This is a genomic window from Candidatus Chlorobium masyuteum (genome assembly GCF_011601315.1).
GTDB lineage: Bacteria > Bacteroidota > Chlorobiia > Chlorobiales > Chlorobiaceae > Chlorobium > Chlorobium masyuteum.
This window is the reverse complement of sequence record NZ_JAAORA010000003.1, coordinates 173,360-198,564: the sequence shown is the minus strand read 5'-3', so window position 1 is coordinate 198,564 and position 25,205 is coordinate 173,360. Positions and strand designations below refer to the sequence as shown.

At 48.5% G+C, this 25,205-nt stretch carries 25 protein-coding genes; 19 read left to right on the top strand and 6 right to left on the bottom strand.

Annotation, left to right across the window (positions count from 1 at the left end):
• The 5 genes from G9409_RS07490 to G9409_RS12105 all read left to right on the top strand — a co-directional run bounded on the left by G9409_RS07490 (position 1) and on the right by G9409_RS12105 (position 6,885).
• Positions 1-4,515 carry an NACHT domain-containing protein gene (locus G9409_RS07490; protein ID WP_166808178.1) on the top strand — a complete coding sequence of 1,505 codons (4,515 nt, stop codon included), beginning with the start codon at positions 1-3 and terminating at the stop codon, positions 4,513-4,515.
• Positions 4,516-4,663: 148 nt separating this feature from the next.
• On the top strand, positions 4,664-5,107 hold the full coding sequence (locus G9409_RS07485) for a transposase (protein WP_235923265.1): 444 nt from the start codon (positions 4,664-4,666) through the stop codon (positions 5,105-5,107).
• Positions 5,076-6,167 carry an IS3 family transposase gene (locus tag G9409_RS07480; protein WP_235923264.1) on the top strand — a complete coding sequence of 364 codons (1,092 nt, stop codon included), beginning with the start codon at positions 5,076-5,078 and terminating at the stop codon, positions 6,165-6,167. Before G9409_RS07485 ends, G9409_RS07480 begins: the two co-directional genes overlap by 32 nt.
• A gap of 62 nt (positions 6,168-6,229) precedes the next feature.
• Positions 6,230-6,529 (top strand): hypothetical protein, encoded by a 300-nt coding sequence (locus G9409_RS12110; protein WP_268896865.1) that lies wholly within the window; start codon positions 6,230-6,232, stop codon positions 6,527-6,529.
• Positions 6,526-6,885, top strand: a complete 360-nt coding sequence (locus tag G9409_RS12105) for a type I restriction enzyme endonuclease domain-containing protein (RefSeq protein ID WP_328700122.1) — start codon at positions 6,526-6,528, stop codon at positions 6,883-6,885. The genes G9409_RS12110 and G9409_RS12105 overlap by 4 nt, the downstream gene beginning before the upstream one ends.
• A 99-nt stretch (positions 6,886-6,984) precedes the next feature.
• On the opposite strand, the gene G9409_RS07470 is transcribed toward G9409_RS12105, so the two are convergent.
• From G9409_RS07470 to G9409_RS07460, 3 genes are all read right to left on the bottom strand, one after another.
• The gene (locus G9409_RS07470) at positions 6,985-7,356 is read right to left on the bottom strand and encodes a hypothetical protein (RefSeq protein WP_166808047.1); all 372 of its coding nucleotides are present in this window, start codon (positions 7,354-7,356) and stop codon (positions 6,985-6,987) included.
• A 184-nt stretch (positions 7,357-7,540) separates the two neighbouring features.
• Complete coding sequence (locus G9409_RS07465; RefSeq protein WP_166808177.1) at positions 7,541-7,855, bottom strand: hypothetical protein; 315 nt, start codon at positions 7,853-7,855, stop codon at positions 7,541-7,543.
• 106 nt (positions 7,856-7,961) lie between these two features.
• Positions 7,962-8,348: a hypothetical protein gene (locus tag G9409_RS07460; RefSeq protein ID WP_166808176.1), complete on the bottom strand. Its 387-nt coding sequence runs from the start codon at positions 8,346-8,348 to the stop codon at positions 7,962-7,964.
• A gap of 14 nt (positions 8,349-8,362) precedes the next feature.
• Between G9409_RS07460 and G9409_RS07455 the strand changes: the two genes are divergently transcribed.
• Both G9409_RS07455 and G9409_RS07450 read left to right on the top strand, forming a co-directional pair.
• Complete coding sequence (locus G9409_RS07455; protein WP_166808175.1) at positions 8,363-8,617, top strand: hypothetical protein; 255 nt, start codon at positions 8,363-8,365, stop codon at positions 8,615-8,617.
• A gap of 59 nt (positions 8,618-8,676) precedes the next feature.
• The gene (locus G9409_RS07450) at positions 8,677-9,375 is read left to right on the top strand and encodes a fibrobacter succinogenes major paralogous domain-containing protein (protein WP_166808174.1); all 699 of its coding nucleotides are present in this window, start codon (positions 8,677-8,679) and stop codon (positions 9,373-9,375) included.
• Positions 9,376-9,417: 42 nt separating this feature from the next.
• Here the strand turns inward: G9409_RS07450 and G9409_RS07445 are convergent, their stop codons facing one another.
• Positions 9,418-9,645, bottom strand: coding sequence for a YgaP family membrane protein (locus G9409_RS07445; protein WP_166808173.1), 228 nt, complete (start codon positions 9,643-9,645; stop codon positions 9,418-9,420).
• Positions 9,646-9,922: 277 nt separating this feature from the next.
• Between G9409_RS07445 and G9409_RS07440 the strand changes: the two genes are divergently transcribed.
• The 7 genes from G9409_RS07440 to G9409_RS07410 all read left to right on the top strand — a co-directional run bounded on the left by G9409_RS07440 (position 9,923) and on the right by G9409_RS07410 (position 17,268).
• Positions 9,923-11,962 (top strand): sensor histidine kinase, encoded by a 2,040-nt coding sequence (locus tag G9409_RS07440; protein WP_166808172.1) that lies wholly within the window; start codon positions 9,923-9,925, stop codon positions 11,960-11,962.
• Positions 11,963-11,997: 35 nt separating this feature from the next.
• Complete coding sequence (locus G9409_RS07435; RefSeq protein WP_166808171.1) at positions 11,998-13,356, top strand: sigma-54-dependent transcriptional regulator; 1,359 nt, start codon at positions 11,998-12,000, stop codon at positions 13,354-13,356.
• Between the two features lie 258 nt (positions 13,357-13,614).
• Positions 13,615-13,977: a hypothetical protein gene (locus tag G9409_RS07430; protein ID WP_166808170.1), complete on the top strand. Its 363-nt coding sequence runs from the start codon at positions 13,615-13,617 to the stop codon at positions 13,975-13,977.
• A gap of 81 nt (positions 13,978-14,058) precedes the next feature.
• The gene (locus G9409_RS07425; RefSeq protein ID WP_166808169.1) at positions 14,059-14,415 is read left to right on the top strand and encodes a hypothetical protein; all 357 of its coding nucleotides are present in this window, start codon (positions 14,059-14,061) and stop codon (positions 14,413-14,415) included.
• Positions 14,416-14,481: 66 nt separating this feature from the next.
• Positions 14,482-15,594: a hypothetical protein gene (locus G9409_RS07420; RefSeq protein WP_166808168.1), complete on the top strand. Its 1,113-nt coding sequence runs from the start codon at positions 14,482-14,484 to the stop codon at positions 15,592-15,594.
• A 158-nt stretch (positions 15,595-15,752) separates the two neighbouring features.
• Entirely contained in the window at positions 15,753-16,166 is a 414-nt protein-coding gene (locus G9409_RS07415; RefSeq protein ID WP_166808167.1) for a cytochrome c, read from the top strand.
• A 268-nt stretch (positions 16,167-16,434) separates the two neighbouring features.
• Positions 16,435-17,268: a DUF4405 domain-containing protein gene (locus G9409_RS07410; protein WP_166808166.1), complete on the top strand. Its 834-nt coding sequence runs from the start codon at positions 16,435-16,437 to the stop codon at positions 17,266-17,268.
• Between the two features lie 13 nt (positions 17,269-17,281).
• On the opposite strand, the gene G9409_RS07405 is transcribed toward G9409_RS07410, so the two are convergent.
• Positions 17,282-18,337, bottom strand: a complete 1,056-nt coding sequence (locus G9409_RS07405) for an NAD(P)-dependent alcohol dehydrogenase (RefSeq protein ID WP_166808165.1) — start codon at positions 18,335-18,337, stop codon at positions 17,282-17,284.
• Between the two features lie 331 nt (positions 18,338-18,668).
• On the opposite strand from G9409_RS07405, the gene G9409_RS07400 reads away from it, so the two are divergent.
• From G9409_RS07400 to G9409_RS07390, 3 genes are all read left to right on the top strand, one after another.
• A complete protein-coding gene (locus tag G9409_RS07400; protein WP_166808164.1) occupies positions 18,669-20,036 on the top strand; it encodes a sigma-54-dependent transcriptional regulator in 1,368 nt (455 codons plus the stop codon).
• Between the two features lie 253 nt (positions 20,037-20,289).
• Complete coding sequence (locus G9409_RS07395; RefSeq protein WP_166808163.1) at positions 20,290-20,538, top strand: hypothetical protein; 249 nt, start codon at positions 20,290-20,292, stop codon at positions 20,536-20,538.
• 187 nt (positions 20,539-20,725) lie between these two features.
• Positions 20,726-21,106 carry a P-II family nitrogen regulator gene (locus tag G9409_RS07390; protein ID WP_166808162.1) on the top strand — a complete coding sequence of 127 codons (381 nt, stop codon included), beginning with the start codon at positions 20,726-20,728 and terminating at the stop codon, positions 21,104-21,106.
• Between the two features lie 14 nt (positions 21,107-21,120).
• On the opposite strand, the gene G9409_RS07385 is transcribed toward G9409_RS07390, so the two are convergent.
• A complete protein-coding gene (locus G9409_RS07385) occupies positions 21,121-21,378 on the bottom strand; it encodes a hypothetical protein (RefSeq protein WP_166808161.1) in 258 nt (85 codons plus the stop codon).
• Positions 21,379-21,478: 100 nt separating this feature from the next.
• Between G9409_RS07385 and G9409_RS07380 the strand changes: the two genes are divergently transcribed.
• Both G9409_RS07380 and kdpA read left to right on the top strand, forming a co-directional pair.
• Positions 21,479-23,341 (top strand): ATP-binding protein, encoded by a 1,863-nt coding sequence (locus G9409_RS07380; RefSeq protein WP_166808160.1) that lies wholly within the window; start codon positions 21,479-21,481, stop codon positions 23,339-23,341.
• A gap of 191 nt (positions 23,342-23,532) precedes the next feature.
• Positions 23,533-25,203: a potassium-transporting ATPase subunit KdpA gene (kdpA, locus tag G9409_RS07375; protein ID WP_208019682.1), complete on the top strand. Its 1,671-nt coding sequence runs from the start codon at positions 23,533-23,535 to the stop codon at positions 25,201-25,203.
• Positions 25,204-25,205 lie beyond the last annotated feature (2 nt).

Genomic DNA, 25,205 nt, shown 5'->3' with positions numbered 1-25,205 from the left:
ATGAGCACTCTACCGGGCGGTCCCGCAGATAAATTTGGCAACATACACGAAGCGCTCTGGGGTGTCGTTGGAATGAGTAAGGTGCTTGGAGGTCAAGCTGATGCTATCCGCATTGAGGAACCGGGGACTGATGGTGCTGAGTTCTATCTTGAGAGCGCTGGAATCAAGGAACACTGGCAGGCTAAGCGGCAAGTTCTAAGCCAAAAGACTTGGTCACTCAAACTCCTTAAAACGGAAGGAATTCTTAAATTTTTTTGGCAGCGTGCCAATGCTGGTGAATCATGTGTTTTCGCGTCCATCACTGATGCGCCTGATCTTCGAGGACTTTCGGAAAATGCACGAGATGCGCAGGACTGGTCAGAGTTTCAATATAAGTTTCTTGCTGCTGCGTGTTGGAAAAAACCTTTTGATGAGCTTGAAAAGTATTTAGGTGCTTCTGAGAGCAAGGATGTCTTTGCTTTTTTGCGCCAAGTAAATGTAGAAGGTGCCCGCGAATCAACTCTTGAATTACTTTTGATTCCGATATTCAAAGCATCGTTCACGGGGTTTCCTCAAACAGCACTTGCTATCCTGCGGGATCTTTACACCTCAAGCGTCCATCGAAAGTTAACAGCAGACGATATCCTCAAACATCTCGAATCACATGGCATTACTACGCGCTCATTGCCTGTTAGCAAAGAGCTTCGCGACTCCTTGCAAAGCATAACTAAGACCTATATCGCAGGGCAGCGAGCCAAGCTTATCAGAGGAAGGAGTATAACGCGCCAAACCGCAACGGATGTTTTTGAGAAGATTAAATCCAGCGAGCGATCCCTTGATATACTGGTTACAGCTTCTGCAGGTGGAGGGAAAAGTGCTGGTTTATTGCAGGTGGTTGAGGGGTTGGTTGCCATCGGTATTCCCGTTCTTGCCTTTCGCCTTGATCGCATTGAACCCGTTGCATCTACCGAAGCACTTGGCCAGAAACTTAATCTTCCCGAATCTCCAGCGATCGTGCTTTCGCAGTGTAATCCTGGTCAAGCAGTAGTTCTTTTAATTGATCAACTTGATTTTGTCAGCGCAACCTCTGGCAGGCATCCAGACTTTTTTGAAGTTGTTGCGGCCTTGGCCGAGGAGGTACGGGGTATGCGTGTATCGCGCCAGATTCATCTCTTGATGGCCTGCCGACAGTTTGACTTCGATAATGACAGCAGAATAAGAAGGCTATTGCCAGCGAACGAATCTCCAGTTTTGTTAGATCTTCTGTCTGATGAAGAAGTTAGGAATGAAATTCAGGCTGATGGAGGCGAGCCCGCAAAACTTACTACCAAACAAATCGATCTTCTAAGGCTTCCGCAGAATCTTGCTTTGTTTATTGACTCAGGATTAGGGAAAGAAAACGCACCAACTTTTATTACCCAAAAGGAGCTTTTCGACCGGTATTGGGATACCAAACGCCGCGCAGTTAATGAGCGACGGACACAAGATTCAGCGCAGTGGGGGGAAGTTATTGCAAAACTCACGAAAGTGATGAGCCTGAGTGAGGAGCTTTCTGTGCCAAAAGGGAGACTGGATGAATTTTCACCGGAGTTTCTCGACGTGATGGTTGCTGAAGGGGTACTTAGCGTTGAGGGAAAACGTTATGGGTTTGGCCATGAAAGTTTCTTCGATTACTGTTTTGCCCGGAATGTCGCTGCTGGTGATATTGAATTTGTTGCGATTTTAGAGAACGACCAACAGGAGCTGTTTCGCCGAGCACAGTTGCGGCAAGTTCTTGTTTATTTGCGGGACGATGACTTCTCTCGATACATTAATAACACCGGACAGGCGCTTGCCAGTCCTCATATCCGATCGCATTTGAAGTTGCTTGTACTGGAGCTTATCGCGGCTTTTCCCGACCCACAAGATGAGGAGTTCAACGTTCTTTTGCCATATTTGGAAACTGAGTTTGCGATTCGCCGGAGTAGCGTTCAAAATAATAATAGAATCGCTACCCGTGCATTGGCTGCTTTCATTGGTTCTCGCACTTTATTCGATGTGGCTGACAGGCTTGGATATATCACAAGTTGGCTCGTATCTGGAGAGGAGTGGCTGGAAGACCAGATGGCTTTTTATTTGCGTCGACAATCAGAATTTCATGGTGACCGTGTGGCTGAGTTGCTTGAACCGTTTGTTGGACGAGTTGACAGGTGGAAAAATCGGCTTCGCTACATTATGGAATGGGTAGGGGGGCATCTTGGCAAGAGTCGGCGTTTATTTGATCTTTTCTTGCAGCTTTTGGACGATGGAACGCTCGATAATGCACGTGGTCCGATTGCATCAAACTCTACATTCTGGAGTATTCTTTACAGCCTTGCGAAAGATCGGGCAGCGTGGTATGCGGAAGTTGCGGCACATTGGCTTGACCGCCAAGTTGTCATTGCTCAAATTTCTGTTTCGGAAGGAGAAAAACAATATTTGCGACTTGAAGATCAATTTGGTGGAGATAACCTTATAAAATGTGCAACAGCGGCACCGCAAAGTTTTCTTGAACATCTGTTGCCTGCCATCCTTCGTGCATCTGAATCCTTCAAGAATGCTGATCATGGTGGCTTATTGCGGGATAGAATCTGGTCAATGCGTTTCAGTTTTGAGTACATCACTCTCAAAGAAGCATATCTCAAGTCATGTGAAATGGCGATTGAGCAAATTGGTTCCACCAATCCTGAATCTTTAAGGCCTTTGATTACCTCGCTTAGTCAGAGCCGACTGTATGTTGCCAACAATTTTCTCTTGACGGCCCTTCTTGCTGCACCGAAGATATTTGCAGAGGAGGCAATGAATCTGCTGGCAGATGAACCGGAACGTTTTCATTGCGGGTTTTCGAATAATCCAATTTTGGCTACTCGCACCCTCGTTGAAAAGTGTTCCACATATTGCTCTGAGGAATGCTTTCAAAAAGTTGAGAAAGCGATTCTTTCATTCACTTCACACTATGAACTTTCTACTGAGGGGTTACCATATCAAGGACAATCAGCTTATGAGTTAGCTTCGGCACTTGCTCCATGCCGAATTAGTGCTGAATTGCGCTCTCAGCTTGCCGAGTGGCAGGTGAAGTTCGGCGATTGTCCAAAGACATCAATTACTCCTCGCTGTTGTGGTGACGTCTCGCCAATTCCTAAAGAGAAAGCGCAAGATATGTCTGATGAACAATGGCTGCAAGCTATTGCGAAGTATAACAATGAAGAGAGAGACTTCGACTTTGAACACTCACAGCAAGGTGGTGCATCCGAGTTGGCTATTCTTTTGCGAGAATTCGTTGTTCAGAATCCGGCTCGGTTCGCACTCCTCGCGCTCCGGTTTCCGCAGAATACTAACGCGAGCTATTTCATGAATGTCCTATATGGGCTGAAGCAAGATTCTGTTGATCCACTACTTAAAATTGAGGGAGCACGACGTGTATTTCACTCTGGACATACAGAGAGTCTAAAGGCTGCTCTTGACTTGCTTGGAACAATCGTAGGGATCTTTCTTCCCGATGATGCAATCCACTTTATTCAAACGATGGCGACGGAGCATCCTGATCCAGAGCCGAGTGATACGAATGAAGATGATTTGTTACTCAGGGGAATAAACTCAGTTCGTGGACATGCTCTTGGCGTGATTAGTGGTCTGATATTTTATGACACAAAATACTTGACGGTGTTCGAACACACGATCGAGCTGTGTGTCTGCGATCCAAGCCTCGCCGTTCGAGCTTGTTCGGCGTCCACAATTCTTGCTGTTGCGGAGCATGATCCAGTGGGTGCTATAGTGTTATTTAAACAACTTCTTGACGCTGATGATATTCTTTTGACTGTGCCCCACGTAGAACGCTTTTTAGCTCAATGTTTGAAACAGTATGCGGGTGACTTGCGTGATATTATTGAACGAATGCTTATTTCGGAAAACAAGGAGGCAATGCAGGCTGGTGGAAGATTGGCCTGTTTGGCACGAATCTATCATCCGAGTCTTGATGAGCTTTCAGAATTAGCTTTGATGGGCAATTCTTCTTCTCGCCTTGGAGCAGCGCAGATTGCGAGACAAAACCTTACCCAGATAAATTGCCGGTCATGGTGTGAAATGGCCTTGTTACGACTTTTTAATGATAGAGATGAAATCGTTCGGCGAGAAGCTGCTCGTTGTTTTTGGATTTTATGGCACGATCCAGAACTATCACTTGCTGATTATAATGAGTTAATTACTTCTTTTTTGGTCAGCCAATCTTTTGTCGAAGAACCTACTTTCTTGCTGCATGCGCTTGAAGCGACTCGTCAGCGTGTACCGGAAGCAATTCTCGATATTTGCGAAATGTTCGTGGCGAAATGTTCAGAGCAAGCACGGGACATCCGTACGTCAATAGCTGGGGATGAAATGACTGTTGGAAAGCTTGTTTTTCGCGCTTATGCTCAGTTGAAAGCCATGCCAATGCGAAAGCGGGCTTTAAATTTGATCGATGAGATGTGTGCCGAAGGATTGCAGAGCGCTGGACTGCACCTTTCAGAGTTTGAACGTTGATAGCATCCGATTTTAAAGGTTTTGTGAAACCCTACCCAGCAAAGCAGAGTTTGCCTGGCGACACTTGCTGAAGCGATCCGCACCAAGCTTAATCCGAATCCTCCCCTATGTGTTAATATAGATGTCGCTTCAACCGAGGAGGCGAATTATGGGATATTCCCGAGCAGTGAGGTCAAGTGTACTGAAAAAAGTCTTGCCGCCTGAAGCGCGAAGTATCGTCGAGGTAAGCAAAGAAACCGGCATTAATGATCAGACAATCCGGAATTGGATCAAGAAGAGTGAATCGGGTATCTTACCGGATGGCAGCCAGGAGAGCAGCCCACGATTCATGACCCCGAAAGAGAAATACCAGTTGGTGCTTGAGGCTGCCGGCATTGATAATGAACAACTGGGCGGATTTCTCAGAGAACGTGGCCTGCACTCAGAACATTTAACGATCTGGGATCAGGAAATCCGGGAGATGATTGACAATAAAAACGATAAAAAGGATCAGGAGCTTAAAGCCTTAAAGAAGAGAAACAAAGAGCTTGAAAAGGAGCTTCAGCGAAAGGAAAAAGCCCTTGCTGAGGCAGCACAGCCCTGCTCCTCTTGAAAAAAAAACTGGACGAACTTATGGAGGGCCAAAAGGACGACTGATCCTCGAAGCACACCGGCTGGAGATCATTCCCCTGATTGACGAAGCTCATTGCAATGGTGCCAGATATCATATGGCGTGCGAGGTTGTCGGTATCTCTCTGCGAACCCTGCAGCGATGGAAACATGGAGCATTGCAGGATCAACGCAAAGGATCAAAGAAACGGGTTGTCAGAAAGATCTCGTTGGACATTCGTGATGCAATCATAGAACAGTGTAACAACAAGCGTTTTCGTGATCAGAACCCGTATGAGATTGTCGCCCTGCTGCTCAATGATGGCTGTTATCTGGCATCGGTACGGACATTCTACCGAGTGCTCAAAGAACGAAACCTGCAGCATCATCGGAGCAACGTGAGAGTGCGCAGCAGACATGCAAAACCGCCGGAACAGAAGGCAACAGCATCGAATCAGGTATACACGTGGGACATAACCTATATGGCCCGTACGGTTAAGGGTTTGTTTTTCTATGCCTATGTCATCATGGATATCTTCGACAAGAATATCATCGGTTGGGCTGTTCATGAAGAAGAAAGCGGCAGGCACAGCAGGGATCTGTTCGAGAGAACTCTGAAAGGCAGAAAGATAACGATCAGAGCCCTGCATGCAGACAATGGAAGCCCGATGAAAGGCATTACGCTCATGGCGTTGCTTCAGGAACTCAAGGTTGAAGTATCACACAGCCGACCAAGAACAAGCAATGACAATCCGTTTAGCGAATCGCTCTTTAAAACAATGAAGTACCGGGTGAATTATCCCGGCCGGTTTGAAAGTCTGGATCATGCACGACAATGGCTGGCTTTGTTTGTACACTGGTATAACACCGAACATCTGCATTCATCGATTGGCTATATCACACCCGAAGAGATGCGAACAGGTCGGGCAGCAGCAATTTTTGAGCAGAGAAATGCGACGATGTGTCAGGCTCATACGGAATATCCAGAACGATGGGGATCAAGACCTGTCAAGCAATGGAATGTTCTCCGGGAAGTCGTGCTGAACCCGGATATGGTGGAATAATTATTTTCAAAAATCGCGACATCTTTGTTGGCATAATCCGTCCTCCGGATATCTCTGAGGTTATGAATGCCATAAACAGCCTGCTCGACCAGTCTATAACCGGCCATGCAATCCGCGAATCAGGGCCACCTCCGCTTGACCTCTCCAAAATCAACTTCAAGGCGCTGGCAGCACGATTCAAGCAGTCAAAGCACAAAAACAGCGATCTCGAAGTGCTCAAGGTTGCAATTCGCGCTCAACTCGAAAAGATGATTCGACTGAATCGAACAAGAGCTGACTTTGCCGAGAAGTTCGAACAGCTGATAGATAGAGCTATAACGCCGGAAGCCGCAACATTGAAGAGCTGTTCGAGGAGCTGGTGAATCTTTCAAAAAGCATGAACGACGAAGAGGAGCGCCATGTACGTGAAAATATGAGCGAAGAGGAGCTGGTTATTCTCGACATCCTTACCCGTCCGGCACCAGAACTCACTGCAGAGGAGCGCAATGAGGTCAAAAAGGTTGCTCGTGAACTGCTTGCAAGACTCAAGGGATTGCTTGTACTGAACTGGCGCCACAAAATCGAGGCCCGCTCACAGTTGAAACTTGCAATCGAAGATACCCTTGACTACGGTCTCCCCAGAGCCTACACACCGGAACTCTACCGCCAGAAATGCTCCGCCCTTTTCGAGCATGTCTACGAAAGCTATCCCGAACGCAATGCCGGGGTCTACGCATAGACACGGGCACGTCCCAAGAAGCAAATTGCTGATCTGAAAATCAAAAGCCATCCGGAAGGAGAGTCCCGGATGGCTTTTGTAATTTGATGCAGTCTTGATCTATTTCTGGTTTGCTTTATACCTCATGTCGGGGGTTCCGTCTTTTTTGGTCGGTCCGGCAGGTTTGGCTGCTTCCTTGTTGGCCTTGAATCGCATGTCGGGAGTGCCATCTTTTTTTGTTGGTGCCGCAGTGCTGACGGCAGGTTTTGCTACTGGCTTGGCTGTAGTGACTTTATCGGCTTTGACGGCAGGCTTTTCGGTGGCTTTAACAGCGGCTTTTTCAGCAGGTTTCGGCGCTTCAGCTTTCACAGCCTTAACTTCGGTTTTTGCCGTAACCTTTTTATCATCTTTTTTTACAGCGAAGGTTTTCGTCGGTGAAAACAGAGAGAGTGCGAAGAAAACCGTGGTCACAAAAAGAGCTGCTTTTTTCATGATGTTGATTTTTTGGTTAACAAAGAGGGTAACAGCTGACAGGGTAAATTGTTCTTTGTTTTATCCTTGATCGTAAAAATTACAAATTATTTTTGATTATTTCCCTTTGCCAGGGGGCAGTGGAAGCGTAAACTCCGGGCAGTAAGCTCGGGCACCAAATCGGGGAATCGCGATGCGCTTTGTGTCAGTTCATGCTGTTTACCTGCGCGTCCAGCGTAAGGTTCATCTGCTCTTTCAGCAGCAGCAGCCGTTCAGCGGCATCAGGATCGCCCAGAGCTCCCTGCAACCTCAATACCGCGCATTTTGCATAAAATCCGCCCTTCGGTTCCAGCTCTTTGCGTTTCTCGGTTACTCCTATTTCGATTCTTGCAAGTTCAGCTACTTCAACAAGCTCCTCGGAAATCGACGGGTCCGTACTCATCGCTTTCAGGGCCTCATAAGCCGTTTTGAACCTGCACGATTCGATCTGGTCAATAATGTCTTGCAGTTGTTTCTTCATGGTTGTATAACGCTGATTTTTACTTCTCTACGCTTTTTTTTACCGGCAGCCAATGTGACGCTGGCCATGCCATGCAGGGCGAACCCTGGAATCCGGTTATGGCAAACTAAAGATCCAGAGGATTATCGATGATCTCCAGAGAGAGCTCTTTTTGATGATCGTGAAAACTGATGCGGATGTAATGGAGATTTTCACTGTTGAAGATATCGGACCCTTTTTCTGCCGCCTGCAGAATAATATGCCCCTTGTCATGGCCCAGCTCTTTGGCGAGATTACCCCATTTCCGGAACACCAGATTGGTATAGGAGTCCCCAGTGCGGATACCAAGAAGCCCGGATTCACAGAGATCGGTTATCTGGTCAGGTGTTGACAGCATCGACATCTCCTTCCCAATCCAGATGGTGATGATCTCACAGTGAAAGGGGAGAAACACGGAGTTTTTAATCGCAAATCCCTTTTCACCGTGCTTGACAGCAGCAAGAAAACTTTTCATGGTATCGGGAGTTAATGATTAACGACATCCTCCTGAAAACAAATAAACAGTTGTCACAAAAGTATAGCGGAAAGCGTCGCCTTTCGCAAATATGTAAACGCGATCCGTTTTTTTCTCCCGCGCTCTTTTCAACGGAGAAGGCCAAAAGTGGAACGTCAGGATCACTTATTTTGATTTCAAGCATTAACCTTTTTGGCCGGTTGCTTTATTATGGTCATACGGTTATAATAAAGCCGGGAGATTTTAAGCAGCCGCACAGCATGCCTTGATGAGCGTGGAGAGGTGATCGAATGTTCGCCAGTGGAGGCTACTATAAACCATTAAAACTATGGCGGTGATAACAAGTAACGGTGTAACACTTTGCCGATCAGGGGCGTTTTCTGTAACCAGATTGGTTACTCTCTTGCTTTTGCTGGCAGGTTGCAGCAGCCGTCCTGAAAAGGTGGTTGATCAGGACGGAAACAGCTACAGTGCTGTTCAGATTGGATCGATGGTATGGACAGGTAAAAATCTTGATGTGGCACACTACCGGAATGGTGATGCAATTCCTGAAGTGAAGGATCCCGAAGCGTGGGCGCTTCTGAAAACAGGAGCGTGGTGTTACAACAGTAACCGGCTTGAAAATGGAAAAATCTACGGTAAACTCTATAACTGGTATGCGGTTAAAGATCCAAGAGGTCTTGCCCCGAAGGGGTGGCATGTAGCCTCCGATGCTGAATGGAGCAAGCTCGGGGAGCTGCTTGGCGGAAGTGAAAATGCCGGCGGAGCTATAAAATCGGCAACACTCTGGAGGGCAGAGCAGGGTAGTGTTGCCGGTAAAAGCGGCTTTGAGGCTCTTCCGGGTGGAGCCAGACGGGATAATGACGGATACTTTATGCCGCCGGGTGAATACAGCAGACTATGGTCTTCAACTGAATCCGGGGCAAGCAGTGCATTGGGCCGGTCACTCGGCTACTACGATGCGGCTCTGAGGAGAGGGATGGCCAACAAGAATATTGGCTTTTCAGTTCGATGCGTCAAGGATTGACGGGCAGCACAAAGTTTCTTCCCGGTCCGCCTCATGCACGCTTCAGGGCTTGCATGAGCTATTGTCCCTTGGTTTATCACCACAACCGCAACTTCCGCAGGTAGAGGTCTTGATCAGGGTATAGAGCGGACAAAATCCTGTAAACGCGGTCAGAAGCGGTATAACGCCAACAGCTCCCCACCACGACTGATTGATGACTCCTGCGGCAATAATGGCAACCCCGATAACAATCCGGATTATTTTATCTGTTTGACCAACATTTTTCTGCATTGGAGTTCACTGTTCAGGGTTGAGTGAGATTCGATCTGTAGTAATTACATAGTTGTCAGAGTAATAATACGATATTGTTTTATAGCATGCAATGATCAACTCGCGGGCTCTTTGGGTAACTGGTGCCTGAAGGCGGGCAGTGATCGGAGCTATACTATTTTGGATGTATAGCGGTGCTGCCGGGATTTTTCAGGCTTGGTGTGGTGATTGCTTTGTTTGCCGGAGCATCAAGTTAACCGTGACGGATGGATGAGGTAATGCAACAATACCGATACGCATGACACGCAGGAACAAACAACAGTGGCATCCGCTGCCAATCCCGCCAAACTATCTTGCAGGGATGTTTTTCTTGTTGGTCATGGCGTTCTCCGCTACTGCCTTTCTGCACTATAAAGCCCGCATGGAAGAGATTGAGAACCTGATGCACGAGGAGTCATCACTGCTGATTCATTTTCTTACCGAAGGCGCAGAAACAGCACTGATCGGCTATAACGAGATCAACGGTCTCATCACCGGCGGGCTTGCTGATCAGTTGCGACTGATAGAGCGCATGGACAGCCAGAAAGCGTTAACATCCGAAAATCTTACTGAAATTGCCGGTAAAAGCGGAATGTACCGGATCACTATTGTTGACCGTAACGGTAATCGAATTGCATGGAACACACCGCCCGATCACCAACCGCTTTTTCGGAACTGTGAACCAGCAAGTCAGCTCATGCCGATCCTTTCCGGAAAAAAAGAGGTAATCAACCTCGGAATCAGGGAGAGTGAATCCGGCAAAGGGCCCCGACTGGTCGTTGCCGTTGCCAGACGGCGGGGTGGTGCGATTGTCGGCAATGTTGATGTAACAAGGCTTCTCGCCATGCAGAAGCAGATCGGGCCGGGAAGACTTATTCAGCGAACAGGTATTGATGCTGCCGGGATTGCCTATATCATCTGGCAGGACTCCTCTGCTATCATTGCCGCGACTTCCAATGTAACCGAAGCCGAAACCATACAGTCTGACCCGATCCTGTCGCGAGCTTTTGAACAGAAGAGATCGACCACAAGGTTTACCACATTCAATGGCAAACAGGTTTTTGAGGTGATTAAACCGTTTTTCTACCAGGGCAGCAGGTTCGGATTGCTTCGCATCGGACTGAAAACCGATCCGTTTATGGAGGCGGCAGAGAAGCTGCAAATCCGCATTATACTGCTTCTGGGTCTTGCATCCATAGGAGGTCTGGCGGTATTCAACCTTATCCTTACACGACGCAATGAATTGAGGGTCAAGGATGCCCTGCTTGGTGAAAAGCTCTTCTCCTCCTCCATTCTCGAAAATATGGCGGATTCAGTCATAGCCGTAAACACGGGGGGGAACATTACCCTGCTCAACAGCTCAGCAGAAAAACTTTTAAACATAACAGGGGCCGGTGCCATCGGCAACTCTCTCAGTGCTATTTTTCCCGAATGTGGAAAATTGATCATGGAGTTTATGAACCGCCAGATAACGGCAAGCACCAAAGAGTTCGATTGCCGCATCAACAACACTCAATTCATCCTTGCAGGACATTTCAGTATGATCAACGGTACGGAGAACTACCCTGACGGGGCGTTTGTCGTGTTGCGGGATATGACGGTACAGCGCTCAATGCAGCGGGTGATCGAGCGTCAGGAAAAACTCACCGCCATGGGTGAACTTGCTTCCGGGGTGGCACATGAAATCCGCAATCCGCTCAACGCTATCGGTGTTCTGGGGCAGCGGCTTGACATGGAGTTTTCTCCGGCTGAAGAGAGAGAGGAGTATCATCATCTGGTTCGAGCTATCGTTTCCGAAGTACACCGGGTCAATGCCATCATCCAGCGATTCCTGAAATTTGCCCGCCCTCCGAAGCTCATGCTGATGCCAACAGATCTGGATGATTTTATTACGCAATACCGACCCGTACTGGAGGGTGAAGCCGAGACTGTGGGAGTGCGCTTTACGCTGAAAGCTTTTTCCGGTTGCCAAATTGCTATCGACAGGGCTCAAATGCAGCAGGTATTGCTCAATCTTGTCCGGAATGCAGTCGAAGCGACAGAGCCGGGTGGGGAAGTGACCGTCACGACAGGTCAGCGCAACGGCAATGCGTTCATTGAGGTTGCCGATACCGGCCGGGGAATTCCCGAGGAGTTGCGCTCTCAGATATTCAATCTCTATTTTACCTCAAAGGAGGATGGTACCGGAATGGGTCTGAGCATAGCCAACCAGATTGTCCAGTCACACGGGGGAGTTATTGAAGTCGAAAGTCTTGAAAACAGGGGGAGCATTTTCAGAATCGTGCTGCCCCGGTCATGAATGGTTACTGTCAGCAACATAAACGGAACGAGATAATGGATTATACGATTCTGGTGGTCGAAGACGAGCCGGTGCAACTGGAGAGCCTTGCGGGTTTTCTTTCCAAGCAGGGTTACCGGGTGCTGAAGGCTGCTAACCCTGAACAGGCAATTCTGAACATCCGGAACAGTGCGGTCGATATCGTGCTCTCCGATTTCAGGATGCCCGGCATGAGCGGGGTAAAACTTCTTGAAGCCATCAAGGAGATAAATCCCTCAATACAGGTTATCATCATGACTGCCTACGGTACGGTGGAATCAGCAACCGATGCCATGAAACTTGGAGCTGCCGATTACATCACCAAGCCGATCGACCTCTACCGCTTGCAGGTGCTGATACGCAATATTGTTGAACGAAAACAGCTTATCAGTGAAAATCACCTGCTACGTCAGCAACTCACCGAGCGTTTCAGTGTTGATGGAATCATAGCTGAATCCAGTGCGATGAGCCAGGTGCTCAATGTGGCAGGCAGGATCGCCGACAGCAATGCTTCAGTGCTGATTACCGGCGAAACCGGTACAGGCAAGGAGTTGATTGCCCGAAGCGTACATTTTTCCGGCTCGCGTCACAACCAACCATTCGTTGCAGTTAATTGTGCGGCACTTCCGGATACGCTCCTTGAAAGCGAGCTTTTCGGGCATGAAAAAGGGGCTTTTACCGGAGCCGACCGGCAAAGGAAAGGTCGATTTGAAACCGCTGAAGGAGGTACGCTCTTCATTGATGAGGTGGGTGAAATTCCTCTTTCCCTCCAGGTCAAGCTGCTCAGGGTATTGCAGGAGAAAACATTTGAACGCATCGGCAGCAATATTCCGATCCAGGCCAATACCCGCATTGTCGCCGCCACAAACCGGGACCTCGAAGCAATGATCAGAGAGGGTACCTTTCGCCAGGACCTCTTCTATCGGCTCAATGTTGTTTCCATACGAATTCCGCCTCTCAGGGATCGACGTGAAGATATTCCTCCACTGGTTGACGGCTTTGTGCGTCGCTTTGCATCGGAAAACAACAAACGGATTGCCGGAATATCACGAGAGGCGATGGACTGTCTTATGAAATACTCCTATCCCGGAAACGTCCGGGAACTTGAAAACATCATTCAGCAGTCAGTCGTGCTTACGCGCGGCGAAACCATCATGCAAAGCGATCTTCCCGTCAGGCTCAATGAGTCTCCAAAGAGCTCAAAACCGGTGATGTCAGGCGAAGAAACCTTTCCGGAAAAGGTGGAAGCCTTCGAGAAGTCTTTAATTCTTGATGCACTCAGTGAGTCTGGTCAGGTGCAGACAAAAGCTGCCGAGCTCCTTGGTATCAGCGAACGGCACCTGCGTTACAAGCTCAAAAAGTACGGCATGAAATAACCGCTCAAATCCCTCTTCTCCGCTGAAGCCCGTATCGACTATATCGTCGAACCAACGACCAGATGGTCGAAACAATGGCCAGGAGCGCATGGCCCTGATTACTGGATATTACCCGCTAAAAGCCTATTATATTGTCGTTTACAGACCTCATCTCTTTTCTGGCACAGTAATTGACTCTAACAGGTGGTGGAGCATCGGAATAGAACGAACTCTGCCGTTTGAAGCGAATACACTCACCAATGAAAAGGAACAGTTACCATGAAAAAAATTATTGGAATGGCGATGATAGCGGGTTCAATCATCACGCTTTCACTATCGAATCCCCTCTATGCAAGGGGTCCTCAAGGGGGCGGTGCGGGTGGTGGAATGGGTATGGGCGGAAGCGGTACCGGTACCGGTACCGGAAGCAGTAACAGGGGCTTTGTTGATGCTGATAATAACGGAATCAATGACAGGGCAAGGGATACAAACAATGACGGGATTCCTGATGGCCAGGATCCAGACTATGTGCGTCCCCGGGATGGATCGGGTGCCGGAAGAGGTGCGGTTTCAGGTAGCGGGACAGGAACACCCGTTCTTGATGGCACAGGGCCGCATGGAGCAGGAAAGGCTGCCCGTTAAGGTCGTACGGTATTTTGTATTTCAGGTCCGGCAGTTTGTGCACAACATCCGGACCTGACATCTTTCACGAGGAGACGTGTAATGCTGATCACCAAAACATCACGGTGTACTCTTTTTGTTGTAACGAGTGCCTTTTTTTCAGGTGCAGCTTTTGGCAGTGATTCAGCGAATGCAACAATGACCGGTTCTGTCGGAAATTCCGCTCAAAAGGAGAGTCGTGCCATGCAGAACAAACTGCAGTTCATTGATGAAGATTGCGATGGTATCAATGATATCATTCAGAACAGGGAGCGATATCCGAACACGTTTGGCGGCTCGCCAGCGACCTATGGCGCTAAATCAGGAGCCGGAATGTTCGGCGATGAAGGTGTTGCCGGAAAACGAGGCGCAAGGAACTCCGCTGCAGGTGGATCTAACGGCCGATCCGGCAGAAGGTAAAACATGATACAATCAGATAAAATTATGAGGTTATTGTTCAGTATTGCAATTATTGTGCTGTGGCCAATGGTAGCAGAAGCGGATTGGAAAAGCAAAGCCTCAATTTCAGGAAGCGCAGAGAGCAATGTCTTTCGAAACAGCTCTCCCGAAAAAGATCTCGTTACTGAAGCGGAGATCTCTGTGGCGCATGCATGGGATTGGGAGAAATGGAGCGCCATGGCATCATTCGAGGGCAGCTCCATCAATTTCACTGATCATGCAGATCGCAACTATATCCTGCCTCAAATAACCCTTGCCGTGCAGCGCAATCTTGAAAATAAAGGATGGATTCGCAGTGGAGTAAGGGCAAAAACAAGGATAGACGGGGACAATTATCAGCTCTATGACTATCAGGAATATGCGGGATTTGTGGATACCAAATTACCCCGGAACGATCATTTGACACTGCTTACCGGTTACAGCCTGCACAACAGACGGTATGATCAATTTGAAGAGATGGATAATCTGGAACACCAGTTGTATGGAGGGTTGCAGATAGCGATGGAGGGCGGAAGAAACATTGCGTTCTTATCCGAACTCGGATACAGGCACTACCTCTCACCCCTCAGTGCGGGAACGACAGTTGTCCGCCAGGGTTATCGGGGGCGGAGGATCGTGACAACGGGCAGCAGTAAAGAGTCTGCAAATGCCGGACAATGGGTCAATTCCCTTACGCTCTCTTCACCCGTTATTGATGACCGGACAGGTGTCAGGCTCTATGCAAAATATCGCGTCAATTTCGGGGGAAGCAATCTCCCTGTCAATGGATTGTCTGCCGACAATTTTTCGACGGATGACCTTTTTGATGACCGGTACAGCTATGAAAGCCGGGAGTTTGGAGGGATGCTGTCACGGACACTTCCTTATGCCGTGACGGTAAGAACGGGATATGACCAGGCGGTTAAGAACTACACTGAAACAGCACAGGATAGCAGCGGTAACGCAGTGGCGGGGAGTCCTGAAAGAGGAGATGATTATAAACGAATATGGGTTCGACTGGAAAAATCACTATCGTTTTCCGGCAAGGATCGGCAATTGCGGTTGTACGGAGAGTACCAGAAGATATGGAACTCGTCAAATGATGTTTTTAACCAGTACAATGCAACTTCGACCACTGCCGGAGTTGAGCTGCTCTTTTGATGGAGCGGATCTTCTTGATCAAGGACAGTGCCGATGGCAGGTGTAGTTGAATTATATGCGCTGCAATGCTGTTTCTATAAGAGCTTCGGGTTATGGGGGATATGTGTGTTTGATTGCAATGAATTGAAAGTCTGATCACTATTTCAAGGAGATATATCATGAAAAAAATTATGTCAATCTGTGTTCTGTCCGGTTTTTTATCGGGGCTTTCACCAGCCAGCATGACGGCAGCAACATTGAGCGGTGAGGCAATTTTTAACCGGAATTGCAGTGTCTGCCATTCCGTTGCTCCTCCACCGAAATCCGCGCCGCCGATTATACCGCTCTCCAACCGATACCATCTACAGTTCCACACAAAAAAAGAGGGTGTCAATCATATAGTTGCTTATCTGAAAGCTCCCAGCAAGGCGAAAGCGGTTGATCCCCAGGCAATTACTCGATTTGGACTGATGCCACCTCTCCGCCTGCCGGATGCCGAGTTGAGCGCCGTAGCGGAGTGGGTATGGGATCAATACAACCCGAACATGGGTATGGGCAGGGGAATGGGTCAGGGAATGGGACGAAAATGGTGAGTCCTAATCACAAAAGAGTCAAAAACCCATTTGATCCTGTGAACAGACTCTTGTTTATCACTCTTGCCGTGCTGTTCACGCATGCAGCAAACGCTGCGACAACCAGTGAACAGCACGCAAGCTTTGATCATAGCAAACTGAGTTCTTCCGCCCAGTGTATACGATGCCACAGGCGTGACCAGCCGGTCGATACTCTCCATCGCCAGTCGAAGGCAAACTGCTCATCGTGTCACGCAACCTCGCAATGGAAACCGGTACTACACAGGCCATGAAAAAAAAATTCTGCTGGCGGGCGTTTATAAGCCTTGGTCTTTTTATTACCCTGCTCATGATGCTGGTTTCAGGGGTTATCCTCTACATCTCACCTCCTGGCAGGGTTGCCAACTGGACGGACTGGCGTATGATCGGATTGACCAAAAGGGGATGGCAGAATCAGCACACTATTTTCGGGTTTGCCTTTCTCTTGCTCTCTCTCTTTCACCTCTTTTTTATTAACTGGAAAGCGTTTCTCTGTTACCTGAAACTTAAAAGCAGTGAAGGTTTTAAACGCCCAGCAGAGTTGGTTGCCATAACGGTTATTGCTGTGATTTTCGCAATAGGAACACATGTTGATATGCCCCCTTTTTCTGCAATCATTAAATTTGGCGACTCAAGAGCAAACTCCTGGGAGCGGAGGGAAAAGCAGGCTCCGGTGCCGCACGCTGAACTCATGACCCTTATTCAACTTGCAGAGCAACCGGGGCTTGGCGGCGATCCCGACTCATTGGTTAAAAAGCTGGAAAAGGCAGGGCTGAAAGTCGCTTCAAAAAATCAGACGCTTGCTGATATTGCCACCATGAATGGAAAGAGTGCTGAAGAGGTTTATGCCGCTGTTGCTCCTGCTGAAACCGGAAGCCATAGATTACAGGGCGGAGGTTTCGGCAAAAAAACATTGCAGGAGATAGCCGATGAGGCTGGTGTTTCGGCGACCTCACTCCAGCTTGCACTTCGTCAAAAAGGTATTGATGCAGAAATTGATTCCCCCCTCAAATCTATCGCGGAACGCAATACCATTGAGATGAACGAACTGCGAAAAACAGTGGAGACGATGATTTCCAGATAGTTTTAAGGAGCAATCACGCCTTGAGAGAGGCCATGTCGATCACAAATCGGTATTTCACGTCACTCTTCAGCATGCGCTCATACGCTTCATTGATATCCTGAATCCTGATAACCTCGATATCCGAAGTGATACCGTGCTCGCCGCAGAAATCAAGCAGCTCCTGGGTTTCAGCAATTCCTCCAATAACCGAACCGGCTACCGATTTGCGACCCATGATCAAGGGCACCGTGTTCAGCATCGGATTCAGATCGCCAAGGTAGCCGACCAGCACCAGTGTACCGTCCAAAGAGAGTGCGGGTATATAGGGATTGAGATCATGAACAGAGGGGACGGTATCGATAATCAGCTCGAAGCACCCTTTGACCGAAGCCATCTGTCGTTGGTCGGTGGAGAGCACTATGGTATCGGCTCCAAGGCGGCGTCCATCATCTCTCTTGTTTTCAGAACGGGTAAAGAGCGTGACTTCGGCTCCGAGCGCTTTTGCCAGCTTCAGGGCCATATGACCGAGACCTCCCAGACCGATAACCGCAACCTTACTGCCCTTGCCAATCTTCCAGTGACGAAGGGGTGACCAGGTGGTGATCCCTGCACAGAGAAGGGGAGCGGCGCTTTTCAGATCAACACCTTCGGGCACTTTCAGGACAAAACTTTCCGGGACGACAATTTTTTCACTGTAACCGCCGAAAGTAGGAGTGTGATCATGGCGATCAACAGCATTATAGGTGAAGGTCGCACCCTCATGGCAATACTGCTCCAGACCGGCTTCACACGGGGCGCAATGCCTGCACGAGTCAACCATGCAGCCGACACCGGCATGATCGCCCTCCCTGAAGCGGGTCACCTCCGGGCCGACGCTCAGAACACGACCGATAATTTCATGGCCCGGCACAATCGGGTAACTGCTCCCTCCCCAGTCATTACGTGCCTGATGCAGATCGGAGTGGCAGACACCGCAGTAGAGGATCTCGATAACCACATCGTCCGGCCGGGGTTCACGACGTTCAAAACGATACGGGGCCAATGCATCAAGGGCGGAATGAGCCGCATAACCAAGTACATTCATTGTCATCGTTCACTCCATAAATTTATGGGCACCTCTATTTATTTATTCCGAAACCCGATTACTGCGTTGGGTGGTGCTCGAAATCCTCATGTACTACGTGTACACTCCGGTTTCTGTGCTCCATCCGCCTTGTACTCTGGCTTCTCACGACAATAAATAGAGGCGCCCTTTTTACAATTTCTTCCCGGATAGCTCTATTAACCTGTTGCACCTCTTGATGGTTTCATGACTCACACCAATACCAATAGATTTCCCATAACGATCCACAACTGGTTTTTTAATCAGGAAGTTTTTATAATTTATGTTGCCTTGTTCAAAGATTGTCAGGAAAAGCATCATGGACCAAGTTGAAAAAATGGCAACATTTTCACCGATGAACGTGCTGATCGTGGATGATGAGATGAACATCAGAAAAACAATGAAGATGTTTTTCGATCTGCTGCATCACAAGGTCACGACAGTCTCAAATCCAAAGGATGCACTGCTTGAAGCGGGGCTCCAGATTTTCGATCTTGCATTTGTGGATATCAGGTTAGGTCTGGAGAGTGGACTTGATCTTGTTTCTTCGCTTCTTGCCAAGTTGCCCAGGATGAAGATCGTGGTCATAACGGCATTTGCATCTGTTGATACTGCAGTTGAAGCGATGAAACGAGGAGCGGTTGACTATCTCCCCAAACCATTTATGCCGGACCAGCTCAAGCTTGTTCTTGAAAGAGTGGAGGCTCTTCGAACACTGGAGCTCCGCATTAATCTCCTCCAGGACGATCTGGACCGTAACGATCCGGATGTATCACTGAGCTCCACTCATCCTCCAATGCAGAGGATGATAGAACTTGCCCGGCAGGTTTCCGCTTCCGATGCCGTTCTCCTGCTTCTCGGACCGAGTGGCTCGGGAAAAACCATGCTTGCGCGGCTCATCCACCGCTGGAGCCATCGAACCGATAAACCATTCGGTGTTATTTCCTGCCCATCCCTCAGTCAGGAACTTCTGGAAAGCGAGTTGTTCGGTCATGTCAAAGGAGCGTTTACCGGCGCACTCAGGGACAATCCGGGACGTGTTGCCGGTTGCGAGGGCGGGACTTTGTTTCTTGACGAGATAGGTGATCTGCCGCTTTCTATCCAGTCGAAACTGCTTCGTTTCATCCAGGAGCGGGAATATGAACATGTCGGCGATCAGCGCACCAGGAAAGCAAATGTGCGGATCATCGCCGCTACCAATGCCAATCTGAAGTCGGCGGTAGCTGCGGGCAGTTTCAGGGAGGATCTCTACTATCGCCTTAATGTTATTCAGATAACGCTTCCATCACTTGCCGAGCGATCCGGAGATATCGAAGCCGTGGCAGGCAATATGCTTGCTTTTTTCAATGCCCAGAATCACAAAGCCATTCAGGGGTTCAGCCCTGAGGTGCTGAAGATTTTCAGAGATTATGGCTGGCCCGGCAACATTCGCGAGCTTCGAAATGTGGTTGAACGGGCGGTGATTCTCTGTACAACGACAATGATCGGAGAGGAACTTCTTCCTGACTCCATGGCTTCAGCTGTGCAGCCGCAAATCAGAATTGGTGACCGAATAAAACTGGAAGCAATCGAGGAGCTGCATATTCGAAGGGTGCTTGCTTCAACTTCCTCGGTTCATGAAGCCGCAGAGGTATTGGAGATTGACAAGGCAACTCTTTGGCGAAAACGCAAGCAGTTCGGAATATAAGCCCCCTCTCTCATCGGCCTTCCCGATGGATTATCATCTCTTGAAAAACCCTTTCTCCTTCTTACAGGAGCCCGCCTCCCTACGTGTCAGCGTTGAATAATGCACCTTTTGAAATAGCAAATAATTGAAATATGCAGTTGCAAGGGAGCATTTATCGTTGCTGAGTGCTTGCAATTCAACAAAAAAATAATTGGCATAAGAGTTGATGCAAAAAATGTGACTTCAGAGAAAAGAGTCGAAACAAGGATGCAACATGGCCGAAGATATGATTTTTGTCAGCTGGGAAAATCGTGCGAATAGAGATGTGTGGCGTGTTGATTATTTGCAAAAAAGCGCCAACGGAAAATATGAGCTTTTATCCGGAAGTGACGATCCTCAGTTCCCCATAAACGTTGATCAATTTGGGCCTGTTCAAGAGGACCTTTTACTCAATGCACTCAAGGTTGAATTTCCTGATACCAAAATCAGAATAGAACTCATAAAAAGGAAGAATTCCGGATGAGATTGATTTAAGGAAGAAGATATATCGATTTGGCTGATAATTATTTCTGAAACTACGAGCAATTAAAAAAGGAGGTGATAGATCCAATCAATTATGCGAGCCACCGCGCCGCTTTTTCCCATTTTCTTGATCAGGATATTTCGAGGTTCTGACTATTGATTCTTACAACCAGAGTAAAATTAAAGCTATGAAAAAAATTGAGGCTATCATTCGGACAAGCCAGTATGAAGAGTTGAAACAAGCTCTCCACAATATCGATATTGATTTCTTTACCTGGTGGGAGGTTACGGGACAGGGTAATGACACAAAATTCAAAAAAGAAATCTATCGGGGAAGTATCAGAGAGACGTCGCTCATTTCCAGGCGATTACTGTCAATCGTTGTGCGCGACATTAATTTGGAGAAAACAATCGAGTGTATTTTAAAGCACGCGAAAACCGGAGAGTTCGGAGACGGCAAAATCTTTGTCTCGGAGATTACTACAGCCTACAGAATCCGAACGGGTGAATGCGGTGAGGAGTCTCTTTTCATCAAAGACTCTTCATTACATGAATGTGATTTGCGTTAATCATTAGCATCCGGTTAATTTGAGGTGCCTTGTAGCGAGGCCATTTCATCCTTCCCTCCGTCTCCCTTTGCGTCAAAACCCGTAGTCTGGAACTTTCGCTTCTTGTGGAACCAGTTCCGGGTATTGGCGCATAACCCGGTTAAAACAATCATATCGCAAATTGCATCATGGGTGATAGAGCGTGATGCTGTTGTCGGTTTGCCCGATAGAGTATTCTTCCACTCCGCATCAGCGTTGAAATATGCACGATTGCATGATCTGAATGCGTGCATTTTGATACTGAAAACCCCTCATTTCCTTCCAATTCCTCCCGGATTCCCTTGATCCTGTGTATGGCACGCTATTTGTCTTGAAAGAGATAAACAATGGATCATGAAAATTGGAATCAGACAGAAACTCCTGCTCGGCCTTGGTGGAATGCTGATAATTATCTCGGCCATCAGCTTTATGACCATACGCCAGATTGATGAGCTCGGGAGCTCCCTTGCTGTTGTGCTGAAGCAGAATTACCTGAGCGTGGTGGCTTGTCAGGATATGAAAGATGCCCTTGAAAGAATAGACAGCGGGGTATTGAACACCTTTATCGGTAACCATGAAAATGGTGTGCAGATGGTGAAGGAGCATAAAGCGAAGTTCAGCGATGCGCTCGATCGTGAACTGCACAATATCACGTTGCCGGGGGAAAAAGAGCGGGCTGAACGGCTTCACTCTCTGTCAGCAGAATACTTTGGAGTTCTCGCTTTGGTCATGGATAGCTCGAAACCCGAGTCTCTGCGGCGCACTCTTTACTATCAAAAGCTGCTACCGAAGTTTGATGAGCTGAAAACGATCGCCCGGGAGATTTTTGAGTTGAATGAATCGAACATGATTTCGGAAAAAAATGCCGCACACAACCTTTCGATTTCAGCTCGCTGGCGGGTGCTTTCGATTGGCATGGCCAGTGTTTTGCTCACCCTTTTGTTAGGCTATCAGATTCAGCGCTGGGTTCTGAACCCGTTGAGGAATCTGATAGAAACCACTGAAGAGATCCGTCGAGGAAATCTTGAAGTTGTCCTCCAGACTGTTGCCCATGATGAAGTAGGCCAGTTGTCCCGGTCGTTCAATGCCATGTTGATTGCTTTGCGTCAGAACCGGAACAGCGAGATGGTGAATCTGCTTCGGAGCCGCAAATTGATCGACGATGTTTTCAGGGCACTTCCTTTACCCGTAACTGTTCTTGATTCTGAAGGTCAGGTAAAAGTTTCGAGTGAAAATGCTGTCAGGTTTTTTGGCTTGAAACCGGGAGTTTCAATACTGGATCTCACTTTTCCCTGGATGTCGGAACTTCTTGACAACTCTTTTTCTAATCCCGGACCGTCAGGACTAAGGGAAAAAGGTTGGGTGCAGCATTTTGTCGGCAACAAAGAGTATTTCTTTCAGCCTGTTTCCGTACCGATCGTATCTGAATCAGGTGATGTCACCGGCTCGATTCTGATGATCAGTGATGTGACGCAGTTGCATGAACAACAGGAGCTGAAGCGGGGACTGTTATCGACGGTATCGCATCAGCTTAAAACACCGTTGACCTCTTTGCGCATGTCACTTCACCTGTTGCTGCAGGAAGAGGTCGGGGAGCTGAATGTGCAGCAGACCGAATTGATGGTCGGAGCCAGGGAGGATTGTGAACGGCTGGTCGAAATGCTTGATGATCTGCTTGATCTGAACCGCATCGAATCGGGCAAAGGACAGCTCGAACCCCGTCCGGTGCAGCCATCAGTGCTTGTTCGGGAAGGCATGGAACCTTTTCTCGGTGAAGCGAAAGACCGCAATGTCACCCTCACCGAACTCACTGCTGATGAGCTGCCCGATGTCGTTGCCGATGCCTCTTCGGTACGGCATATTTTCGCCAATCTGCTTTCAAATGCCCTTCGATTTACCATGCCGGGCGGCAGTGTGACGGCAGGAGCCGCCTTGGAAGAGGAGTTTGTCCGGTTTTTCGTCGAAGATACCGGTTCGGGAATTGCATCTGAACACATGACGCACCTTTTTGAGCAGTTTTACAGGGCTCCCGGTCAGGATAAACGATCAGGAGTCGGACTGGGACTTGCCATTGTCAAGGAGCTCGTTGAAGCGCAAGGCGGAATCGTTTCTTCACAAAGCCATCCCGGTAAAGGGTCCCGCTTCAGCTTCACGTTACCTCTCCATAAACACCAGCTTTTAAAAAAGAGTATTCTCAACGAAAAAGAGGCGGTATGAACATGAACACCTATCAGGCGATCTATCTGGGGCTACTGATTTTTTTTCTCTTACTCGGCCTTGCGGCCTTAATTCACCCACTATCCGGAGGTTTTTAAAATGGAGTATTTCATCTTGCCTGTTCTGTTTGCCTGTGCGATCTATTTGATGATCGCCGTAGTATCACCTGAAAAATTTTAATGGAGTCCTGTATGCAAATAGTGATGCTTTTGCTTTTTATTGCCGTGCCTGTTCTGCTTTCATGGCCGCTGGGCCGGTTCATGACAGCAGTCATGAATCCTCCGGAAAAATCCAGTGATGGTTTGCTGGCAATTCTTTTGAGAAAAACCGGAGGAAGGATGCTTGACAGGGAACAGGAGTGGAAAGGATATCTGCTCTCCATGCTGACCTTCAATGCCATCATGTTCGGAGCCGTTGTCCTCATGCTCGCTCTTCAGCATTTGCTTCCACTCAATCCGGACGGCAAGGGGGCTCTGGAAGCCAGTCTGATTTTCAATACGGCAGCTTCTTTCGTGACCAACACCAACCTGCAGCACTACTCAGGAGAGGTTTCGATGAGCTATTTCTCCCAGCTTTTTGCTCTGACGTGGCTACAGTTTGTTTCGGCGGCAACAGGCATTGCCTGCCTTACCGCTTTGGCCAGGTCTTTTGCCGGAAACACGCTTATTGGTAACTTTTACCGCGATCTGCTCCGTTCAACCCTGTTCATTCTTCTGCCGCTTTCGGTTATTGTCGCACTTTTGCTTGTTGCCGGAGGAGTGCCCATGACCTTTGAAGGGTCGGCAGCAGCACGAACTCTGGAAGGGTCGATGCAGACTATAGCACGGGGACCGGTGGCGGCCATGGTGGCCATTAAACAGCTCGGTACGAACGGCGGAGGATTTTTTGGACCTAATTCCACACACCCTTTCGAAAACCCGTCATTTCTGACCAATTATATCGAATGTACGAGCATTCCTCTGATTGCTATGGCAACGGTATGGATGTTTGGACGCATAACCGGGCGGATGCGTCATGCCGCAGTGATATTTTCCGTGATGCTGCTGCTGCTGATCCTGAAATCGGGCATCGCGCTCAATCTGGAGAGCGCTCCTGCCATGGCTTTCAGTGGATTACCCATTGAGAGCGTATCGAATCTCGAAGGCAAGGAGCTGCGTTTCGGGCCTGGGACAGCCGCAATTTGGGCTGCCGTCACAACGGCGACCAGCAACGGTTCGGTCAACTGCATGCACGACAGTCTCAACCCGCTGACCGGTCTGATACCGCTTGCAGGAATGTGGCTGAATGTGATTTTCGGTGGAGTGGGAGTCGGATTCATCAATATGTTCATTTTTATCATCGTCGGCGTCTTTATCTGCGGCATGATGGTCGGCCGGACTCCCGAATACTGCGCCAGAAAGGTGGAAACCCATGAAATGAAGCTCGCACTGCTCGCGCTGCTGGTCCATCCACTGCTTATTCTTGTCGGAACGGCAGTTTTCGCCTCTACCTCATGGGGAGCGGGCAGTGTGCTCAACAAGGGCGCTCACGGATTCACTGAAATTCTCTATGAGTTCAGTTCAGCAGCAGCCAATAACGGCTCAGGATTTGAAGGGCTCGGTGATAATACCGTGCCTTGGAATGTGGCTACCGGTCTGGTGATGCTGCTTGGCCGTTTTATTCCCATCATTCTGCCTCTGGCGATCGCCGGTTCCATGGCGGCCAAGAAACCTGTTCCGGAAACCATTGGTACGCTTCGCATTGATACGCCGCTTTTCGCCGTCGTCATTCTCGGCAGCGTACTTCTGATCGGAGCACTGCTCTTTATGCCTGTCGCCGTACTTGGGCCGGTGGCCGATTACCTTTCGACAACTGTTCAATAAAT

What these genes read in the sequence shown, in the direction of transcription:
- G9409_RS07490 (WP_166808178.1), top strand. Translation starts at nt 1, where the DNA reads ATGAGCACTCTACCGGGCGGTCCCGCAGATAAATTTGGCAACATACAC.
- G9409_RS07485 (WP_235923265.1), top strand. Translation starts at nt 4,664, where the DNA reads ATGGGATATTCCCGAGCAGTGAGGTCAAGTGTACTGAAAAAAGTCTTG.
- G9409_RS12110 (WP_268896865.1), top strand. Translation starts at nt 6,230, where the DNA reads ATGAATGCCATAAACAGCCTGCTCGACCAGTCTATAACCGGCCATGCA.
- G9409_RS07470 (WP_166808047.1), bottom strand. Translation starts at nt 7,356, where the DNA reads ATGAAAAAAGCAGCTCTTTTTGTGACCACGGTTTTCTTCGCACTCTCT.
- G9409_RS07465 (WP_166808177.1), bottom strand. Translation starts at nt 7,855, where the DNA reads ATGAAGAAACAACTGCAAGACATTATTGACCAGATCGAATCGTGCAGG.
- G9409_RS07460 (WP_166808176.1), bottom strand. Translation starts at nt 8,348, where the DNA reads ATGAAAAGTTTTCTTGCTGCTGTCAAGCACGGTGAAAAGGGATTTGCG.
- G9409_RS07455 (WP_166808175.1), top strand. Translation starts at nt 8,363, where the DNA reads ATGATTAACGACATCCTCCTGAAAACAAATAAACAGTTGTCACAAAAG.
- G9409_RS07450 (WP_166808174.1), top strand. Translation starts at nt 8,677, where the DNA reads ATGGCGGTGATAACAAGTAACGGTGTAACACTTTGCCGATCAGGGGCG.
- G9409_RS07445 (WP_166808173.1), bottom strand. Translation starts at nt 9,645, where the DNA reads ATGCAGAAAAATGTTGGTCAAACAGATAAAATAATCCGGATTGTTATC.
- G9409_RS07440 (WP_166808172.1), top strand. Translation starts at nt 9,923, where the DNA reads ATGACACGCAGGAACAAACAACAGTGGCATCCGCTGCCAATCCCGCCA.
- G9409_RS07435 (WP_166808171.1), top strand. Translation starts at nt 11,998, where the DNA reads ATGGATTATACGATTCTGGTGGTCGAAGACGAGCCGGTGCAACTGGAG.
- G9409_RS07430 (WP_166808170.1), top strand. Translation starts at nt 13,615, where the DNA reads ATGAAAAAAATTATTGGAATGGCGATGATAGCGGGTTCAATCATCACG.
- G9409_RS07425 (WP_166808169.1), top strand. Translation starts at nt 14,059, where the DNA reads ATGCTGATCACCAAAACATCACGGTGTACTCTTTTTGTTGTAACGAGT.
- G9409_RS07420 (WP_166808168.1), top strand. Translation starts at nt 14,482, where the DNA reads ATGGTAGCAGAAGCGGATTGGAAAAGCAAAGCCTCAATTTCAGGAAGC.
- G9409_RS07415 (WP_166808167.1), top strand. Translation starts at nt 15,753, where the DNA reads ATGAAAAAAATTATGTCAATCTGTGTTCTGTCCGGTTTTTTATCGGGG.
- G9409_RS07410 (WP_166808166.1), top strand. Translation starts at nt 16,435, where the DNA reads ATGAAAAAAAAATTCTGCTGGCGGGCGTTTATAAGCCTTGGTCTTTTT.
- G9409_RS07405 (WP_166808165.1), bottom strand. Translation starts at nt 18,337, where the DNA reads ATGACAATGAATGTACTTGGTTATGCGGCTCATTCCGCCCTTGATGCA.
- G9409_RS07400 (WP_166808164.1), top strand. Translation starts at nt 18,669, where the DNA reads ATGGACCAAGTTGAAAAAATGGCAACATTTTCACCGATGAACGTGCTG.
- G9409_RS07395 (WP_166808163.1), top strand. Translation starts at nt 20,290, where the DNA reads ATGGCCGAAGATATGATTTTTGTCAGCTGGGAAAATCGTGCGAATAGA.
- G9409_RS07390 (WP_166808162.1), top strand. Translation starts at nt 20,726, where the DNA reads ATGAAAAAAATTGAGGCTATCATTCGGACAAGCCAGTATGAAGAGTTG.
- G9409_RS07385 (WP_166808161.1), bottom strand. Translation starts at nt 21,378, where the DNA reads ATGCACGCATTCAGATCATGCAATCGTGCATATTTCAACGCTGATGCG.
- G9409_RS07380 (WP_166808160.1), top strand. Translation starts at nt 21,479, where the DNA reads ATGAAAATTGGAATCAGACAGAAACTCCTGCTCGGCCTTGGTGGAATG.
- kdpA (WP_208019682.1), top strand. Translation starts at nt 23,533, where the DNA reads ATGCAAATAGTGATGCTTTTGCTTTTTATTGCCGTGCCTGTTCTGCTT.